Origin of the sequence: Sphingobacterium hungaricum (assembly GCF_015210005.1) — a bacterium.
GTDB lineage: Bacteria > Bacteroidota > Bacteroidia > Sphingobacteriales > Sphingobacteriaceae > Sphingobacterium > Sphingobacterium hungaricum.
The window spans coordinates 3,027,082-3,046,935 of the sequence record NZ_MU158698.1 but is presented as its reverse complement, the minus strand read 5'-3'; the positions used below and the strand labels follow the sequence as shown (position 1 = coordinate 3,046,935).

General features: G+C 38.5%; 16 protein-coding genes. 9 read left to right on the top strand and 7 right to left on the bottom strand.

The window, feature by feature from the left end:
• The first annotated feature begins 21 nt into the window (after positions 1–21).
• The 5 genes from C4F49_RS16480 to C4F49_RS16460 all read left to right on the top strand — a co-directional run bounded on the left by C4F49_RS16480 (position 22) and on the right by C4F49_RS16460 (position 7,652).
• On the top strand, positions 22–1,665 hold the full coding sequence (locus C4F49_RS16480; RefSeq protein ID WP_196936933.1) for a glucoamylase family protein: 1,644 nt from the start codon (positions 22–24) through the stop codon (positions 1,663–1,665).
• 3 nt (positions 1,666–1,668) lie between these two features.
• Positions 1,669–3,036 carry a glucoamylase family protein gene (locus C4F49_RS16475; RefSeq protein WP_196936932.1) on the top strand — a complete coding sequence of 456 codons (1,368 nt, stop codon included), beginning with the start codon at positions 1,669–1,671 and terminating at the stop codon, positions 3,034–3,036.
• 114 nt (positions 3,037–3,150) lie between these two features.
• A complete protein-coding gene (locus tag C4F49_RS16470; RefSeq protein ID WP_231388345.1) occupies positions 3,151–4,758 on the top strand; it encodes a family 43 glycosylhydrolase in 1,608 nt (535 codons plus the stop codon).
• 12 nt (positions 4,759–4,770) lie between these two features.
• Positions 4,771–7,053, top strand: coding sequence for a beta-glucosidase BglX (bglX, locus tag C4F49_RS16465; protein WP_196936930.1), 2,283 nt, complete (start codon positions 4,771–4,773; stop codon positions 7,051–7,053).
• A gap of 218 nt (positions 7,054–7,271) precedes the next feature.
• On the top strand, positions 7,272–7,652 hold the full coding sequence (locus tag C4F49_RS16460; RefSeq protein WP_196936929.1) for a hypothetical protein: 381 nt from the start codon (positions 7,272–7,274) through the stop codon (positions 7,650–7,652).
• Positions 7,653–7,796: 144 nt separating this feature from the next.
• Here the strand turns inward: C4F49_RS16460 and C4F49_RS16455 are convergent, their stop codons facing one another.
• Genes C4F49_RS16455 through C4F49_RS16435 form a run of 5 tightly spaced genes read right to left on the bottom strand, consistent with a single transcriptional unit; the run spans position 7,797 to position 12,559 of the window.
• Positions 7,797–8,609, bottom strand: a complete 813-nt coding sequence (locus C4F49_RS16455) for an alpha/beta hydrolase (protein ID WP_196936928.1) — start codon at positions 8,607–8,609, stop codon at positions 7,797–7,799.
• 4 nt (positions 8,610–8,613) lie between these two features.
• Complete coding sequence (locus tag C4F49_RS16450; protein WP_196936927.1) at positions 8,614–9,489, bottom strand: hypothetical protein; 876 nt, start codon at positions 9,487–9,489, stop codon at positions 8,614–8,616.
• Positions 9,476–10,552 (bottom strand): DUF3810 domain-containing protein, encoded by a 1,077-nt coding sequence (locus tag C4F49_RS16445; RefSeq protein WP_196936926.1) that lies wholly within the window; start codon positions 10,550–10,552, stop codon positions 9,476–9,478. The genes C4F49_RS16450 and C4F49_RS16445 overlap by 14 nt, the downstream gene beginning before the upstream one ends.
• The gene (locus C4F49_RS16440; protein WP_196936925.1) at positions 10,553–11,608 is read right to left on the bottom strand and encodes a nucleoid-associated protein; all 1,056 of its coding nucleotides are present in this window, start codon (positions 11,606–11,608) and stop codon (positions 10,553–10,555) included. It lies immediately after the preceding gene.
• Between the two features lie 12 nt (positions 11,609–11,620).
• The gene (locus C4F49_RS16435; protein ID WP_336244710.1) at positions 11,621–12,559 is read right to left on the bottom strand and encodes a histone deacetylase family protein; all 939 of its coding nucleotides are present in this window, start codon (positions 12,557–12,559) and stop codon (positions 11,621–11,623) included.
• A gap of 68 nt (positions 12,560–12,627) precedes the next feature.
• On the opposite strand from C4F49_RS16435, the gene C4F49_RS16430 reads away from it, so the two are divergent.
• Together C4F49_RS16430 and C4F49_RS16425 are read left to right on the top strand one after the other, a co-directional pair.
• A complete protein-coding gene (locus C4F49_RS16430) occupies positions 12,628–13,284 on the top strand; it encodes a YceH family protein (protein WP_196936924.1) in 657 nt (218 codons plus the stop codon).
• Positions 13,285–13,311: 27 nt separating this feature from the next.
• Entirely contained in the window at positions 13,312–14,328 is a 1,017-nt protein-coding gene (locus C4F49_RS16425) for a YCF48-related protein (RefSeq protein WP_196936923.1), read from the top strand.
• 852 nt (positions 14,329–15,180) lie between these two features.
• On the opposite strand, the gene ligD is transcribed toward C4F49_RS16425, so the two are convergent.
• Positions 15,181–17,679: a DNA ligase D gene (gene ligD / locus C4F49_RS16420; protein ID WP_196936922.1), complete on the bottom strand. Its 2,499-nt coding sequence runs from the start codon at positions 17,677–17,679 to the stop codon at positions 15,181–15,183.
• 179 nt (positions 17,680–17,858) lie between these two features.
• On the opposite strand from ligD, the gene C4F49_RS16415 reads away from it, so the two are divergent.
• Positions 17,859–18,323 (top strand): hypothetical protein, encoded by a 465-nt coding sequence (locus C4F49_RS16415; RefSeq protein WP_196936921.1) that lies wholly within the window; start codon positions 17,859–17,861, stop codon positions 18,321–18,323.
• A 10-nt stretch (positions 18,324–18,333) separates the two neighbouring features.
• On the opposite strand, the gene recR is transcribed toward C4F49_RS16415, so the two are convergent.
• Complete coding sequence (recR, locus tag C4F49_RS16410; protein ID WP_196936920.1) at positions 18,334–18,948, bottom strand: recombination mediator RecR; 615 nt, start codon at positions 18,946–18,948, stop codon at positions 18,334–18,336.
• A gap of 131 nt (positions 18,949–19,079) precedes the next feature.
• Here recR and C4F49_RS16405 point away from each other — a divergent pair, with 131 nt between their 5' ends.
• Entirely contained in the window at positions 19,080–19,784 is a 705-nt protein-coding gene (locus C4F49_RS16405) for an LOG family protein (RefSeq protein WP_196936919.1), read from the top strand.
• The last annotated feature ends 70 nt before the right edge of the window (positions 19,785–19,854 follow it).

Below are 19,854 nucleotides of genomic sequence, written 5' to 3'. Positions count from 1 at the left end.
GTAGTTTTTTAAATTTTAGGCATGCGCATAATCTATCTCTTTAGCAGTTTCCTTTTTATTTTTTTTAGCTGTTCCAAATCCAATACCGATCAACCTGCGACTGGATCAAGTTTTCAAATTGCTTCTATCGAAATCAATAAGCAGACTTTATCAACGGAATTTAGAAATAGTCCCGTTCTTCCTGAATTTACGGTGAAATTCCCAAATGCTATTTCTCCATCTTCCTATCAGAATAACATTCAGCTTCAAAACAAGGATTTCCAAAATATCCCTTTGACAGTTAGCTTTTCTGCGGATGCAAAGACTGCAACGATAAAACCTTCCTCGCCCCTTTCTTACTTGTCAAAATATACATTGCTTTTTAAGTCAGGTTTAGAAGACGTAAATGGGAATAAGCTGAGTCCTGAAAAATCTATTGCCGTGTACACAACCATTGATTCAACAGATAAATTTTCTAGAATCAGCACGGATGAATTACTAACTTTAGTTCAGAAACAGACATTCAAGTATTTTTGGGATTTTGGACATCCTAGCTCAGGAATGGCTCGTGAACGAAATTCGTCGGGAGATGTAGTCACTTCTGGAGGAACAGGTTTCGGTGTGATGGCTATTCTAGTTGCGATCGAACGTGGATTTATTACAAAAGAAGAAGGAAAAGCAAGAATTCAAAAAATTGTGAATTTCCTAAAAACTGCGGATAAATTTCACGGTGCATTCTCGCATTGGTATAATGGAAATACAGGCAGAACTCAAAAATTTTCTGACGTAGATGATGGAGCAGATTTGGTGGAAACTTCTTTGTTACTTCAAGGATTGTTAACTGCTAGACAATATTTTCAAACGGCGGCTGATGAATCGTTAAGAAACGATATTTTAAAACTGTACACGGATGTTGAATGGACTTTCTTTCAAAACGGACAACAGGTTTTTTTTTGGCATTGGAGTCCGAATAATCAATTTCAGATTAATTTAAAAATTCAAGGCTGGAACGAAAGCTTGATCGTCTATGTTTTAGCAGCGTCGTCACCAACACACCCAATTGCTAAAACGGTCTACGATCAAGGCTGGGCAAATAATGGCGCGATGAAAAATGGGACTACAAACTACAATTTGGTCTTACCGCTTGGACCTCAAATGGGTGGCCCATTATTTATTTCTCAATATAGCTTCCTTGGCATTAACCCAATTGGTTTAAAAGATGCCTATGCGGATTATGAATTGCAAACGAAAAATCACAGCTTAACGAATCGAGCGTATAGCATTGCTAACCCAAAGAACTTTTTTGGTTACTCCGCAGATGTTTGGGGATTGACAGCGTCAGATGATATAAACGGCTATAAAGTGCACTCTCCGACAGATGACAATAGCGTAATTACCCCTACCGCTGCTTTAACTTCTTTCGCCTTTACGCCTGCCGAATCTCAAAAAGCCTTGGAATTTTTCTACTACAAACTTGGCGACAAAATTTGGGGTGAGTATGGCTTTTACGATGCCTTTTCTTTGCACGAGCAATGGTTTGCCGATTCTTATATCGCTATCGATCAAGGACCGATTATTATTGGCATTGAAAATCACCGTTCTAAACTTTTATGGAATTTATTTATGCAAATTCCTGAACTGAAAACTGGACTCAAAAATCTAAACTTTGAGTCTCCTAATCTATAATACATGAAATCTACCTTTACCGCTACATTTTTATTCCTTACGCTTACTTATTTTTCCTCTTGTAACCAAAAAGTCAAGCAGGACAACACCGATAATAAAGATAGTCTTTCTTTGACCTCTACACCTGATGATTCCTTATTAAATCTGATTCAAAAGCAGACTTTTAGGTATTTCTGGGAAGGAGCTGAAACAACTTCAGGATTAGCACGCGAACGCATCCATATCGATGGTGTTTATCCACTGAACGATCAACACGTTATCACAATTGGAGGTTCTGGTTTTGGATTGATGGGTATCCTAGTTGCGATGGAGAGGCAATTCATTACCAAAGAACAAGGCTTTGAACGATTGACAAAAGCCTTGGATTTTCTTGGCAAGATCGAACGGTTTCATGGAGCTTGGGCACATTGGTACGATGGGACTACCGGCAAAGCAAAGCCTTTTAGCAAAAATGACAATGGTGGAGATTTGGTTGAAACTTCATTTATGGCGCAAGCATTAATTTGCATCCGTGAGTATTACAAGGATAGTACAGATGAAGAAAAAAGTTTAGCCTCAAAAGCAGATGAGCTTTGGAAAGGAATTGATTTTGATTTTTATAGAAATGGCAAAGATGTGCTGTCTTGGCATTGGAGTCCGACATCAGAATGGGAAATGAACCATCCTATTAAAGGGTATGATGAATGTCTGATTACCTATGTAGTGGCAGCTTCCTCTCCTACACACGCTATCCCGGCTTCTACTTATCACCAAGGTTGGGCAAGAAATGGAGCGATTAAAACAGATGCTAAAAAATATGGTATTCCTGTTCTATTAAAACACAATGCTTTAGAAAATGAAGTTGGACCATTGTTCTGGGAACATTATTCCTATTTGGGATTAAATCCAAATGGCCTGACTGATCAATACGCAAATTACGAAGATGTAACCAAAAATCATGTTTTGATCAATATCGAATATGCAAAGCTGAATCCAAATAAGTATGTGGGTTACGGTCCTGATAAAGGCTGGGGATTGACCGCGAGTTATTCCATTGATGGCTACAATGCACATCACCCAGATAATGACAAATCGGTTATTTCGCCGACAGCGGCTTTATCGTCCATGCCTTATACACCGAAGGAAAGTATGGCTTTCGCAAAATATGCGTTTTCATTAGGGGATAAACTTTGGGGGGAATATGGATTTTATGACGCCTATAGCGAAACTGAAAATTGGTTTCCTCAACAATATTTAGCGATTGACCAAGGCCCAATTGTTGTTATGATCGAAAACTATCGATCAAAACTTTTGTGGGATTTATTTATGAATGCACCTGATGTGCAAAATGGATTAAAAAAGTTAGGTTTTACGACTCCTTATATCAAGTAAATGCGCTCGTTGTACAAACATAGTTTGATTATTTTTTTGCTTTTTGCAAATGCGTTCTGCTATGCGCAACAACCACAAACTTATTGTAATCCATTGAATCTGGATTATACATACATGATATACAATGCCAATGATGGTATTTCGTACCGTTCGGGAGCTGACCCTGCTGTAGTACGCTTCAAAGGCGAATACTATTTATTTGTCACGCGTTCAATGGGTTATTGGCATTCAACAGATCTTACGAATTGGAATTTCATTACGCCAGAAAAATGGTATTTTCAAGGTTCGAATGCACCTGCGGCGCATAATTACAAAGATTCTGTCTTGTATGTGATGGGCGATCCTTCAGGTACGATGTCTGTACTTTACACGGATAATCCGAAGAAAGGCGATTGGAAAGCGACTCCTGCTCTCCTATTTGATCTGCAAGATCCAGCCTTGTTTATTGACGACGACGAAAAGGCTTATGTGTATTGGGGATCTTCGAATGTGTTTCCCATTCGCGCAAAAACAGTGGATAAGAATAAAAATTTTAAACCGTCCATTCAAACCGATACCTTATTTGGATTAAATGCTCTTCAGCATGGCTGGGAACGTTTTGGTGAAGACAATGAAGGAGAAATTTCAGGCTATATCGAAGGAGCTTGGATGACAAAATATAAGGACAGCTATTACCTCCAATACGCTGCGCCTGGAACAGAATTTAATGTTTATGGAGATGGAGCTTACACGAGCAAATCGCCCTTGGGGCCATTCACGTATATGGCAAATAACCCCTTCTCCTTCAAACCCGGTGGGTTTATTAATGGTGCTGGACATGGTAGTACGGTTGACGATATTGAGGGCAAATATTGGCATTTCTCTACCATGGCAGTTTCCGTTAATGTGAATTGGGAACGAAGGATCTCTTTATTTCCAACCTATTTTGATGCAGATGGCTTGCTGTACAGCGATAGTTATTTTGGTGACTATCCCTATTATGCACCAAACGCAAAAGAAAAAGCTGGAGAATTTACAGGCTGGATGCTATTGTCCTACAACAAAAAAGTCGAAACTTCTTCTGCCGTAGCAGCATACACAGGGAATTTATTGACCGACGAAAACATCAAGACATTTTGGTTAGCGGAAAATACGGATGCTTCGCAATGGGTTGAGATTGATCTTGAAAAAGTCTCTTCCATTTATGCTTTGCAAATCAATTTTCACGATTACCAATCCAACTTATACGGACGAATCCCTAATCTAATGCATCAGTATGTGATTAAAGGTTCGCTAAACGGAAAAGATTGGTTTATGCTTGTCGATAAATCGGCAAACACAAAAGACGTTCCGAATGATTATGTACAATTGGAGCAAGCAAAAGAGGCACGATACATTCGGTACGAACATCTGAAAGTGCCTACTCCTCACCTAGCTATTTCGGATATCCGAATTTTCGGAAGAGGAAATGGAAAAGTTCCTAAAGCGGTTAAGAAATTTACAGTCAAACGCCAAGCTGATGAACGCAATGCCGATATTACTTGGGAACACGATCCGAAAGCAAATGGCTATAATATACTGTGGGGAATTGCTCCTGATAAACTATACAGCTCTTGGCTAATCTATGGCAAAGACAAATTGGATTTAAGAAGCTTGACCAAAGGACAATCCTACTATTTTGCTATTGAATCGTTCAATGAGAACGGAATTTCTACCCGTTCTGAAATCTTAAAAATTGATTAAATTATTGTTACTATGAAAATATACCTATTAATATTCACGATTTTAGTTGGCTTGCACCATCAAGCATCAGCGCAGGCAAATCAAGATAAAATGAATCAGTTTATTTCTGAACTGATGGGCAAAATGACAATCGAGGAAAAAATTGGTCAGCTCAACTTAGTTACCGGCGGAGAAGCGACTACCGGTTCTGTTGTCAGTACGGGTGTTGAAGAGAAAATAAAAACTGGAAATATCGGAGGAATTTTTAGCATGAGTTCTCCGGCTAAAATTCGTGCGGCACAGGAATTAGCGGTGAATCAATCCCGATTGAAAATTCCGATCATCTTTGGAATGGATGTTATTCATGGTTACAAAACTATTTTTCCCATTCCATTGGGATTAGCTTCATCGTGGGATATGGATTTAATCAAAGAAACTGCGAGGATCGCAGCTACAGAAGCCACAGCTGATGGAATTAATTGGACCTTCTCTCCGATGGTCGATGTTTCACGCGATGCACGCTGGGGCCGTGCGAGCGAAGGCTCTGGCGAAGATCCATTTCTCGGCTCTCGCATTGCGGCAGCAATGGTAAAGGGCTATCAAGGCGAAGATCTAGCAGCCGTAAATACACTATTGGCTTGTGTAAAACATTTTGCTCTGTATGGAGCAGCCGAAGCCGGACGCGATTATAATACGACGGATATGAGTCTGCACCGCATGTACAATGAATACTTTCCGCCTTACAAAGCGGCAGTTGAAGCAGGAGCTGAAACCGTTATGACTTCATTTAATGACATCAATGGTTTGCCTGCGTCAGCGAATAAATGGCTGATGACGGATGTGCTGCGCAATCAATGGGGTTTTAAAGGCATGGTCGTAACCGACTATACAGCTGTCAATGAGCTGATCGATCATGGTTTAGGAGATTTGCAGCAAGTGTCGGCTTTATCCTTAAAAGCTGGAGTGGACATGGACATGGTGGGTGAAGGATTTCTGACTACTTTGAAAAAATCGCTGGATGAAGGAAAAGTGAGCCAAGAAGAAATCGATCGCGCATGCCGCTACATTCTGGAAGCAAAATATAAGCTCGGTTTATTTGAAGACCCGTTCCGATACTGCAGTGAAGAAAGAGCAAAAAAAGAATTGCTAAGTCCAGCACATCTTAAAAAAGCGAGAGAAGTTGCCGGCAAATCATTTGTATTGCTAAAAAATGAAAACCAGCTTTTACCGTTAAAAAAACAAGGAAAAGTAGCCGTTGTAGGTCCATTAGGAAATTCAGGAGCGAATATGCCTGGAACGTGGAGCGTCTCTGCGGAATTGGATAAAACGCAATCTCTAATTGATGGATTAAAAGAAGTATTGGGAAATAAAGTCAGCTTCTCTTACCATTTGGGATCGAATGTATTAGCCGATGCGAAGTATCAGGAACGTGCGACGATGTTTGGAAGAACCATTGCTCGCGATGAGCGTCCGGCTCAGCAAATCATAGATGAAGCGATTCAATCGACAAAAGATGCGGATGTGATTGTGGCTGCTCTAGGCGAAACTTCTGAAATGAGCGGTGAAAGCTCAAGCCGTACGGAATTGAATATTCCAGATGTACAGCAAGATTTGCTGAAAGCATTAGTAGCAACCGGAAAACCTGTCGTGTTGGTTTTGTTTACAGGAAGACCATTAACGCTGACTTGGGAGAATGAACATGTTCCTGCGATTTTGAACGTGTGGTTTGGCGGAACAGAAACAGGAAAAGCAGTTGCGGATGTATTGTTCGGTGATGTGATTCCGTCAGGAAAATTACCAATGACATTTCCTCAAAACGTCGGTCAAGTTCCAATCTATTATGCAGAGAAAACGACAGGAAGACCTTTAGCAAAAGATGCTTGGTTTCAGAAATTCCGCTCAAATTATTTAGATGTGACGAATGAACCTTTGTATCCTTTTGGATTTGGTTTGAGCTACACGACATTCACTTACGGAGAAATACAGCTTTCTAAGGATTCATTTTCCGAAGGAGAAAAAATAACAGCTAGCATTCAATTGACAAATACAGGAAAGTTCGATGCGGAAGAAGTTGTTCAATTGTACATCCGTGATGTGGTTGCTTCTGTTACACGCCCCGTGAAAGAATTGAAAGGTTTTCAAAAAGTTTTTCTGAAAAAAGGAGAATCCAAAACAATCACCTTTACGCTGAGCAATGAAGATTTGAAATTTTATAATTACGATTTAGATTTCGTTGCCGAGCCTGGGGATTTTAACTTATTTATTGGCGGAAATTCAAGGGATTTAAAGGAAACGCAATTTAAACTTATAAAATAATCGAATGAACTGAGGGCATTCTATTTTGAAATAAATTTTAATGAGCTGCATAATTCAGCTCATTTTTTATTTAATTACATCTTGTAAAATACTATTTGCATCCAGGATCTTTAGTCGTTAACTAAGTAGTTAAAAGATAAAAAAATCAGAATTTCAAGTAATTAACAAATTATTTTTTATTATTTTTACTTTAGTCTTTCATAAATAAACCTACTGTAATGCATTCAAAAACAGAATATTTAATTTGGGACAAAATTGTAAATAGCGCTAAAGGTCGATTCGACTTTGAGCTTTATTCGAACAAATTCCGCAACCTGGATCCCGAAGTATTAGACAAATTAATCTTTTATATTATTGTTGGTTTCGCCTCTGGCGAAGAACATTGCACGATTTCTACAAATATCCATAATGAGTTAGATCATATCGGTTTTTCTATTCGTGAAGAAATAATAGATACCATTTTGTCGGATAAGCATATCTTATTCAGTGCAGAAATTTATGCAACCTACCTGACGTTCTCTATGCTCGAAGACGGAGCAAATGAGTATGAAGTGCTCGGCTATGTTACAGACTTGCTCGAGAATCCAAGAGTTTATTAATTCGATTTCACTTTATTAGACATAAAAAAGCCATTTCAGGACGAAATGGCTTTTATTAAGTTTATTATAAATTAGTAGCTTATTGCGAAGCAAATATAGTTATTTATTCATTAAAGCAAAACTTTTATTGAATTCAGACAAAACCTATCTATTGTTCGAAAAAATGCTATCGAAAAAAGCCATCTGGTAAACAATGGACTTCCGCCAATAATCCCAATCGTGCTTTCCAGGCAATGTTAAATAATGATGCGGGATATTTAAATACGTTAATTTTCTATGTAATTCCTCATTAACTCCGTAGAAAAAATCCCCCGTTCCACAATCGATAAACAAATCCAACGATTTTGGTGCGATTAAATGTGTTAATTCCATAATGGTATGCTCATTCCATTTTTGAGCATTCTCGCGATAGGTGCCCAATCGATTAGCCATGTCCCAATTATCTGGAAATGGACGTATATCCACTCCTCCTGCTGTGCTTCCAGCGGCGCTGAACACATCGGGATGCTTTATCGCCAAATACAATGCGCCATGTCCGCCCATGCTCAATCCTGTAATCCCCCGTCGCTTGCGATCTTTCAACACTGGGTAATTCGATTCAACATAATCAACCAATTCCTTTGAAACAAAAGTTTCGTATTGAAAATTCTGATCGCCTTCAATATCCCAATACCAGCTACCAAACCCTCCATCTGGACAAACAACCGTATATCCATATTGATCGACCAACTGTTTTATATGAGAAGCATTGTCCACCCAATTCTTATAATTCCCGGAATAGCCATGAAGCAAATATAAAGTCGCCGTTGCTCCAGCAGCCTTGACTTCAGGCTGAATAATCACGGTTTTTATATTTTTTTGCATAGCTTGGCTAAATACATTGACTGTATCCACCTTTGCTGCGAGGCAATAATTTACAAGGAGAATAAAAGAGACGAATAAGTTGATTTTCTTCATAAGATTAACGTTTGTAGAGATAAAGATAAGCATCTAAACCAAAAGGCCGTTCACTAACTGTGTAAAAATCTTTTCCATTTAAATCAAAAGTAATAGATTCTCCTTGTGGTTCGGGACTGTATGGAATTGATACATAATTTTTAGACAAAATACGTTGAACGGGCTGTTGCTTCTCTCTTTTATAAGAATAGATATTAACTAGGTTTTTCAATAAGATTTCTGAACCATCAGGAGAAATATCCGCTGCGGTAACAAATGAAAAAGGAAATTCGCCTAATTTTTTCAGTACATAATAATCCTTTTTTACAGCGGTAAAAGGATTGACCTGATAAAGTGCGCTTTTGAAATCACGTTTTGAAATAATAAAAACTGATTGGTCCACCGGATCGACAAATATCGCTTCTGCATCACGTGCTTTGTCAGGATAATTTAACACGATCGTTCTTATTTCTTCCGAAGGAATATGATAAATTGAATCAGCAGAATCCGGTTTTGGCTCTTTAATCAAGTATAGCTTAATTTCATTTCGCACCGCTCGGTTATCGCCGATATCTGTTAGCAACAAATAATTTGTCTGATCCATCTGAAGCCAAGCGATGTCTTCAAAGTCGACGGCCTCTATACTATCTAAGTAATAGGTCGCTTTTAAATTCGCCTGCTTATCAATCAAAAAGAACCGCGCCTCATCTCCACTATCGTTATGCACCCAAAAGCTTTCGGGGTTCTCTCGTGATGCAACCATACCTGAAACTTCATTCAGCGCAGGTGCAGAAAGTTTACCTAGACTGCTTCTCTTTACATCAAGTTCCTGCGCATTTACCGATTGGTAACAGATTATTAGCAAGCAGAGTATATAAAATAAAATTTTACTGATTTTCATTCTTCAATTCATTTGCAATCACCAACCGGCTCATCAAACTGTAACGTGCCATTCCTTCTGGTTGATTGTTGTGTTTTAAATATCCGTCATAAAATGCACCGGAGATGGTGTTGACCCATCCTCTGTAGTTATCCCAGAAAAGGCGTTCTTCTTCAAAATCCTTTAGTATCAAAGGAGATAATTTTTGTTTGTATTGAGCAAAAAGTTTAGGATCTGTCAAGTATAGTGTTCGTAACAGATAATTGATCGCTTCATAGTAAGCTGCATATTGGTATTGGAGATTTGCATGCGTTCGCAATTTGTAAAAAGCAATAAAATTACATTCATCTTCGAATCCAATTCCCATTTGATGAGATAATTCATGCACAACAGTAAATGGATAGGAAACTAATGGTATTTTCTGATTAACCTGTACCTCTTGTGTGAACGGATTAAAATAGCCAGTTACGGTAAAATATGAAGCTAGCGTACTGGATAAGGGCTTTTTTACATTGACCTGAGTTTTCGAAAGGATTCCTTTAAATGCCTGATCATCTTTCATCAGCAAACTTAATTCCTGATCCATCGCCTTTCTATCTTCTGCAAATGAGATTTGCGGTCGGATTTCATTCGCTCTTGCGATAAATTTGTCGAGCACAAAAACATGCTGTTCTAAGGTAATCGTATCCGTTTTTAAGAACAATTGCTTTGCCAAAGGCACTCGATAGTAATTCAAGCCCCAGCTTGCATAAAAGTAAAGGTATAGCGCTAGGCAAAAACTGATTAGCTGAAGAAAGCGGAGTAGCAAGACGTTCCAATTCTTTCTCCAGATGGATTGGATCATTTTGCCAAATAATCCAATAACAACCACAACGGCAAGTATGTAGAAAATATCGCCTACCGAAAATGGTATCCATGAAAATAGGATTTTATGAAGGAACGAAAAGGCAGGATAAAATGCGCGGCTGTAAGACGCTTCGACCCAAAGCGTTTGCTGTTTATAAAAATAGAGAAACAGCAAAAGCAAACAGCCGATACCAAGCTGCAAAGCATATTTTTTTACTAGTTGCCTTTTCTGCTTCATTTACTTTTCGTTTTCGTAATAAAGCTTGTAATAGTTCATTCCTTTCTCATCGTCGAAACCTTTTTCAATCAACTCTCGTTTTCCATGCACGTAAACGGAAAAATTCTTGTCTAATTTCAAGATGGATTTATACGTGGATTCCATTTTCTTTACGGCCTGATTGGCAATCGAGAAGTTCGATTGGAATGCAATATCAAAATCTTCTTCCGCTTCTTGTTTGTAATCGTTGAACAAAGAAATGGCTTTAGGATTTGACAAAACCTCTTCTTGAAATTCTTCGTTATCAAATGTTTCCTTTGTTTTGAAATAATTCATCGATCGGTTTAACAAATCGATTTTATCCGCTTTATCCATCTCGAAAGCATCTTCCAGCTTTTCATTTACAAAGTTCTTGTACACTTTTAAGAAGTTTCCTGTTTGCTGAAAAGCATCATTTCTTGGACGGATTTGAAGAAATTCATCTTTCCAATATACGGCCTCGCTTTGGTTAGTCTGGTCGATCACCAAAACTTTATAGCCTTCTTCTGATTCCGTATTGATAATGATCACACCCTTGTCCAATTTATTAACATTGATTGCATCTTGCTCATAATCCAATTCAAAACCACCGTTTTGGGGATAGACCTTCAGGTAAGTTTCTTTATTCTCCGATTTAAAGATCCCGACAGCATTGAGCTCCTCTCCTTCTTGTTGCACATTTTTTAGATTCACAACATACACTTCGCCCGGCTTAATCTTAGGGTGTGTAGACGCTTCGTACAAATGTTTCACCACCTGTTCGGAATAATCTTGAAAACCGATTTTCTCTTCGAAAAATTGCTTTGTAAAATGATAAACCTCATTCAGGTTCAACTCTTCATTCGGATGAAAAAAGCGATAAACTTCATTCAGTTTTGAAAATGGAGAAAGAAAATATTGCTTCAGCAAATCGGGCAATATCAAGTCAAAGGATATGTCTATCGGTTTTTCGGATAAAGAATAAAATTCGTCCTGCGATTTATTTCCAACCCGATGGATAATCAAACCGTCTAATTCTGCATCTTGATGATAAAACATCTTTATTTTCTTTTAATGTGTATATAAATCCAATGCCACGCGATAAGTATTGACGTGTGCATTAACAATAGTTTTAATTTCCGTAGAATATCCCCCGCCCATACTAATCTGAAGGGGAACTCCTAATTTATGGCAATATTGGAGAACTTGATAATCACGCTGTTTGCAGGCGTCCATCGAAAGTTTTAGTTTACCCAATTTATCCGTTTCCAATACATCTACTCCTGCTTGGTAAAATACAAAATCAGGTTTTGCTTGTTCGAAAACAAGCTTTAAATTATGCTCCAACAAGTTCAGATAGGCATCGTCTCCCAAATCATCCGCAAGCGGAATATCTAAATCAGACGATTGTTTGATAAAAGGAAAATTCTTTTCGCCGTGCATCGAAAAAGTATACACTTGATCCTTGCCCCGAAAAATATGTGCCGTTCCATTTCCCTGATGAACATCCAAATCAATGATCAAAATCTTCTTAGCCAATCCACGATCTAACAGATACGCTGCCGCAATGGCTTGGTCATTTAAGAGGCAAAACCCTTCTCCGAAATCATATCCTGCATGATGTGTGCCTCCGGCAATATTGAAAGCAATTCCATTGTCCAACGCAAAAACCGCCCCTTCGATGCTGCCTTGCGAAAGGTACAATTCACGATCAACCAATTCTTTCGACAATGGAAAACCAATCCGGCGAACCATTTTAGGATCCAAGCTCAAATCCAATAACTGATCGACATATTGCTGATCATGAGCCAAATAGATAGACTTTTTATCCGCCAAACCAGGTTCGAAAAAATCCGCTATCGAAAACAAACCTTCGTAAAGCAACTGCTGATAGATCAGCTCATACTTCGCCATAGGAAAACGATGCCCCTCTTTCAAAGGATGTATGTATGCGTTATGAAATGCGATTTTTATCAATTTTGAATTCTTGAACGAAGATACAAATTTCAAAATTTATGTGATTTAAAATGATTACAGTTTTGTTTTTTTTATCTTAGGCATTCATTATACTTGCACACATGGAAGAAACAAACACATTACCCCAATTATCAGCCGAAGAATTACGCATAATAGGTTGTTTGATCGAAAAATCCAAAACCACTCCAGAATATTATCCGATGACACTAAACAGTCTTCAAACGGCATGTAATCAAAAGAGTTCGAGAAAACCTGTTGTCAATTATTCTGAAAGTACCATAGTTTCTGCACTTGATGCATTAAAACGCAGGGGATTGATTTCTACGGTCGTGGGCGGCGGAAGCCGAGTGACCAAGTACAAACATAATGTAGCTATTCAGTTTCCGTTGTTGCCTCAAGAACTGGCTATTCTGTGTTTATTGATTCTTCGCGGGCCATTAACTGCAGGAGAAATCAATAGCAACGCTGGCCGTTTGTACGATTTTGAAAACCTAGACGAGGTACAAGAACTATTGATTAAGCTTAGCGAAGGCGAAGTTATTTATATCAAACAGTTGTCTAAAAGACCTGGACAAAAGGAAGTTCGCTATGTGCATTTGTTTGCTGAAGTCAACGAAGACGATTTTGATTTTTCAACGGGCAGTTCTGAATCCGTTTCTCAAAACAACAAACAGCTTGAAGAACGCGTTCAATCTTTAGAAGAGCAACTGGCTGCTTTGCGTCAGGAATTTGATGCGTTGATGCAACAATTAAGTTAATTTAAACCGCTTAGAAAATTTATCCTGATGAAAATACTTGCTTTTATTCTGACAATCGTATTTCCCCTATTTACTTTCGGTCAAGAAATCGAAATTTTATCAGCAAATAACGATGCTAGTTTTCGGGGATTAGGAACATATAAGGAGCATGTTGTTTGGGTCAGTGGTTCTAAAGGGACGGTTGGAAAGTCTTTGGATGCCGGAAAAACATGGACTTGGGTCAATCCAAAAGGCTATGAAAAATATGATTTTCGAGATATCGAAGTTTTTAGCGAAAAGGAAGCCTTGATTATCAATGCAGGTTCTCCGACAGTAATACTTCGGACGACAGACGGCGGAAAATCATGGAAAGAAGTGATTCGTGACGATCGTGCGGAAATCTTTATGGACGGTTTTGATTTTGAAGGCAAAGTTGGTTTCGCATTCGGCGATCCAATTGATGGAAAATTCCAGTTATGGAAAACCAAAAATAAAGGCAAAACATGGACGGACGTTACCGATTTTATATTTTTAATTGCCGACGAAGGCGAAGCAGGATTTGCCGCATCCGGAACTTCGATTAAATTGCTGAATACTGTTCTATGGGTTGGAACTGGTGGTAAATATGCTTGTCTTTATCGACGGGATGAGAAAGCCTTGGCTATCGACAAAGTAGATGTTCCGATTTTGCATGGAGAATCCAGCATGGGTATTTTCTCGCTCGATTTTATAAACAACAACACAGGGATTATGGTTGGCGGCAACTATTTAAACGACTTAGACAATCAAAATTCCATACAATTAACGTTCGATGGCGGCTTAAGCTGGGAACAGCCGAGCACTACTGTAGGTGGCTACCGTTCTTGTGTACAATATATCGATGCAACAACTGTTTTAGCTACAGGAACCTCAGGCACCGACCTGTCAACCGATGGCGGAAGAAACTGGAAAACCATATCCAAAGACAGCTACAATGTCCTGTCTAAATCAGCTTCTGGAAGTTTGGTTTATTTTGCCGGAGGCAATGGGAATATTGGGGTTTTCAAAGTAAAAATTCAAAAGTAAAAAGCCTTTCAAAGTAAAAGTTCAAAAGTAAAAAGTAAAAAACCTTTCTGGGTATTAATTTTTCGCTAACACATGCGTTTCGTGTGTGCATGATTCTACAGTTCCCGAAAGGGGAATAAATTCTGAAAGACTGTTCAGCCCAAGTCTAAATACTATACTCCTAACGCAGTAAAGTATAATGAATAGAGGTTGGATTATACTTTATTTTAAAGCCTCGTTAGAGGCTGAATGTTTGTAGAAATAGTTAAGAGAATTAAATGCGTGCGGTAGGTACGCAAACCAATCGAAAAGATTTATATAGCTTTAAAATAAATTGTTGCGTACCTACGGCACGCTATTATTATTACCTATCCGTTTCCTACAAACATTTTGCTCCTACGGAGCAATTTCAAAAGCAATACATTTTCCACTCAATGTGCCGTAGGCACAACCGCTTTGTAGCAAATAAAAGCCAGCGAAATATTTTGTGCCGTAGGTACAATCCTTTTCCAAAAGGAGCGTACCTACGGCACACATATATTTATCAATTAATCTTGTTCCAAAGCGGTAGTTCCTACGGAGCAATATCTATATGGCTTAGCCATTATTAAATCTGTCATTGGTAGCGCAGCGAAGAATCTAAGACTTAAATTTCAGACTCTTCGTTTCACTCAGAGTGACAAGGCATAGAACCGCAATCAAAGCGCTATTTTTTTTTGAATTTCTCTGTGCCTTCTGTGCCTTCTCAGCGTCCTCTGTGGTCTTTGTTTGGAGAGGTTATCCGCGGAATGGCGCAGAGTTTCCTAGAGATAAATCCTTAATCCCAAAATGATTACACAAAATTAAAAATTCTTTCTGCTGACTATGCGTTATCTAAATTTTTTCCAGAGCTTTCTTTAAATTCACTTTCACATCAAAAATCGTTTGCCAGGGATCTGCTATTTTCCCAACGCGTTCGACGACGGTTTGCATGGTAAACTGAGCAATTGTAAGGTCGGTATTTACCTCATCCCAATTTAACGGAGTAGAAACTGTAGCTCCCGGTTTAGGGCGAACAGAATATGGCGCGACAATGGTCTGACCTTTTTTATTCTGCATATAATCCAAATAGATTTTTCCTTTGCGCTTGCTCGGAGAACGTTCAACACTGGTGATATCTTCAAATTGTTCATTGATTAGTTCAGCCAACATCTGGACAAATGTTCGGGAAACGTCATAGTCATATTGAGCACCTAAATAAATATAGATATGAAGACCCTCCGAGCCTGATGTTTTAACGTAATTTGGAACTTGTATGGATTCCAGAATTTCATGAGCAAAGAGCGCAACCTGAACAACTTTCTCCATCTCCACCCCATTTGGATCTAAATCCAACACAGCGAAATCTGGAAACTGCTTCTTTTTATAACTAGAAAGCCAAGGGTTAATCTCAATCGAACCCAAATTTGCCATCCATAACAACGTTGCTTCATCGTTGCAGATCAAGTAATCTATCGTTTTCCCCGTATTCTCTGACGTTAATGAAGCAGTTTTGATCCAAGAAGGGCTGTTTTTGGTGTCCAAATCTTTTTGGAAAAAACTGGGTTCATCGATTCCATTCGGAAAGCGGTTCATCGATATAGGCTTATCTTTTAGGTAAGGCAAAATCAGTTCAGCCATGGCCTCATAGTAGTTCAGCAAATCAGATTTTAAAAGATGGTCATCGGGCCAATACACTTTCTTTTGATTGGTCAACTTCACTTTCCTTTTCCCAAAAACCAGCTCACGCTCATTCACCACATCCCGCACAGGAATTACGCGATGGATTTCCTCAGGATTTTTATCTTCTCGAATTGCTTTAAAAACGGGATGACGCATATGATGATCTGCCGTCCATTCGGCAAACTCAATTTCAGCTACAAGTTTGGGCTTTGTCCAGATAACTTTGCGTTCATTTGCCACTACGATTGACTTGTTAAACGGTTTTTTGCTGATTTCCAGAGGCTTCAAGATTTCATAAACTTCTTTTAAAATTGCATCTGTAAATCCAGTTCCGCAGTTGCCGATGTAAACTAGCTCTTTCCGTTCATAAACAGCGAGCACTAATGCCCCGAGATACTTTCTTCCTGCCTGTGGTTTGGTGTAACCGACAACAATAGCTTCCTGAGCTTGTTGAAATTTGATTTTTCGCCAGAGCGAAGAACGTTTTCCAGAAATATACCGACTTGAAGCTTCTTTGGCAATAATACCCTCCCATTTTTGCTTTTTGGCTTTCGCCAATGCCTTTTCAATCGTCATGTCCAGACTTTCCAGCAACTGAATTTGAGGGTGTGGATTATTTCTCAGCAACAGCTCCAACAATTCTTTTCGTTCAACTAAAGTAAAATCCCTCAAATCATTTCCATCCAAAGCAAGAATATCGAACACTACATAATAAATCTGATATTTAGCAGGTAAAGGTTCTCCACTTTTTAGAATCTGAAAATTTGATTGTTTGTTTTTATCGAATGCTACAATTTCTCCATCCAGAATCACCTCATGGGGAATGCTTTCCAAAGCTTTTAAAATACTAGGAAATTGCTTTGCGAAAGATAACTCATTTCTTGATTTTAAGCTCACTTTCTTTTTTGCGATGCTCGCAATGGCGCGATACCCATCTAGTTTTTGTTCGAAAATCCATTCTCCATCATCAGGAATACGTTCGGATAACGTTGCCAACATGGGCGAATGAATATTGTCTTTTTTTGCAGAAGTTTCTTGTTCATCAGGAGTTGAGGTTTCTAACTTACTCGCTGTTTTTTTTGAAACTTTTCGTCCTTTATTAGCAACTTTAAATTGTTTTCCCCAGTCTTTAATTTCTTTATCCACAAAATCTTCTGAATCATATCCCTCTGACACAGCGAATTTATCTTTGTGTTTGATCAATAGCCAAGCATTGTCATCAGAAGATTTCATTTTCACTAAAGCAAATTCACCTTTAAGCACCTTTCCATTAAGCACAAATTTCAAAGATCCATTTTCTAAATCTTCTTGCAATTGGGCATCATCAGCCCGTTTGTCTAAAGGTTTGAACGTGCCCGAATCAAAAATACTCATGGTTCCGTAACCATAATTTCCTTTGGGAATTTCTCCTTTAAAAGTCAAGTATTTTAACGGATGGTCTTCAGTCATCACGGCGAGCCTTTTGTCTTTGGGATTCAATGATGGTCCTTTAGGCACTGCCCATGATTTTAGAACACCGCCTATTTCCAGCCGCAAATCATAATGCAAGCGTGAAGCATCATGGCGCTGCACCACGAATCTAAATTTGGATTTACCGACAGCTTCTTTCCCTTCTGGTTCGGAAGTCGCTTTAAAATCTCGCTTCTTGTTGTATTTTTCTAAAGATGGCATACTTCAATAACATCAAGAATTATTGATTTGTTCATTGGTTTCGATTTTCTTCTATTTTTAGCGAATAAGCAGGAACATTATTGATCGTGTAGATTAATATCTACAAGCAATACCTTTAATGCATTTCAATAATTTACTTATTTTTGCAATAATTTACATATTAACTAATTTCTTAAATTATGAAATTAAGCAATCTATTTTTTTTAGTCTTGCTGTTGGTCTCCGTCGTTTCTTGTTCAGATGATTCTTACATCATGCCGAATACATTAACAGGGACTGGCGAACAAGGAACGGGTATAGAAGGTAAATGGAAATGGGATTACACGGCAAAGAAAATCACGCATCCAAACGGATCTGTGGAGGATACTAAAATTACACCTGAATTGGGGGAAATCGTATACAACTTTGATAATAACGGAAACTATGTAATAACCTTGATTATTCTTCAAATGGATAATGGTTCATACACTGTGTCAGCGGACGGCAAGCGGCTGAATTTAATATCTGAATATGAAGGCGAAGAAGCTTATGAGATTTTATCCATGACGAAAACTAGCTTAGTCTTATTTGATCTCAACGCAAACGACGAAAGTCAAAATGATGAAGTGACGGAGAACACCTTATATTTTACAAAAAAACCATAGGGTTTTGTTCTTACCCTACATTCCTTTCGTAAGGAACCCGAGTAGCAATGGACCTGCCCAATGTGATTTCATCTACATACTCTAGTTCACCACCAAATGCAATTCCACGTGCGATGGTACTGATGTGAATGTTGAACTCTTTTAGCTTTCTGTACAAATAGAAAATAGTTGTGTCACCTTCCATCGTGGCGCTTAAAGCTAGGATCACTTCAGAAACCTTTTCATTTCTCATTCTCTCGACCAAAGCATCGATTTTAAGATCGGAAGGTCCGACACCATCCATTGGCGAAATTAATCCACCCAATACGTGATAGACACCATTGTATTGATTCGTATTTTCGATGGCCATCACATCACGCGTATCTTCAACTACGCAGATCAATCCATGATCCCTTTTGGCCGTCGCACAGATCTCACAGGTTTCGAGGTCAGAAATATTAAAACAGGTCTTGCAGTATTTAATATGTTCTTTCAAATTATTCAAAGAAGCTGTGAAGCGATTGACATCGGCATCAGGTTGATTGAGCAAGTGCAAAACTAAGCGTAAGGCTGTTTTACGGCCAATTCCGGGAAGTCTGCCAAACTCATCTACAGCTTGTTCTAATAATTTGGAAGAGAAATGCATGCAATAAAATTAAATCGTTTACAAATATAACATACTTCAAAGAAATAAAAGGAATTGACGCATTTTTAGCAATCGGCCTATTTCCTTTACCCGATAATTTGATTATCTTGTAAACCTAATCGTCAAAATATATGATTAAAGAAGATAGAATAAGAAATTCATTTGCCAATAAAACTTGGCAGGAAATAAAAGTAAAAGACTCTTGGCAGATCTTTAAGATCATGTCGGAATTCGTCGACGGATTTGAAAAATTAGCAAAGATTGGCCCTTGTGTTTCCATCTTTGGCTCAGCGCGTACAGCAGAAGATCATCCAAGTTATTTACTGACGGTTGAAATCGCCCGCTTATTAGCTGAAAAGGGATATGGCGTGATTTCTGGAGGAGGCCCTGGTATTATGGAAGCCGCCAATAAAGGTGCGTATGAAGCTGGAGGAAAATCTGTTGGCCTGAATATAGACCTTCCATTTGAACAATTCCATAACCGATACATTGATCGCGATAAGCTGTTGGAATTTAATTATTTCTTTGTCCGCAAGGTAATGTTTATGAAGTATTCTCAGGGATACATTGTGATGCCAGGAGGATTTGGAACAATGGATGAATTGTTCGAAGCAATTACCTTAATCCAAACCGGTAAGATTGCGCGTTTCCCAATTGTTTTGGTCGGTTCTGGTTATTGGGGCGGATTGATCGACTGGATTAAGAACACCATGCTTTCACATGGAAATATTTCGGAAGAAGATTTAAATCTTTATCGAATTGTGGATACGCCCGAAGATGCTGTTGAACATATCTTTAGGTTCTACGATAAGTACTTGTTGAAACCAAATTTCTAAAACAAAAGCCACGAACGAATCGTGGCTTTTGTGTTTAAGAAATTTCTCTTTCTGCCAAGAGAAAAGAAAT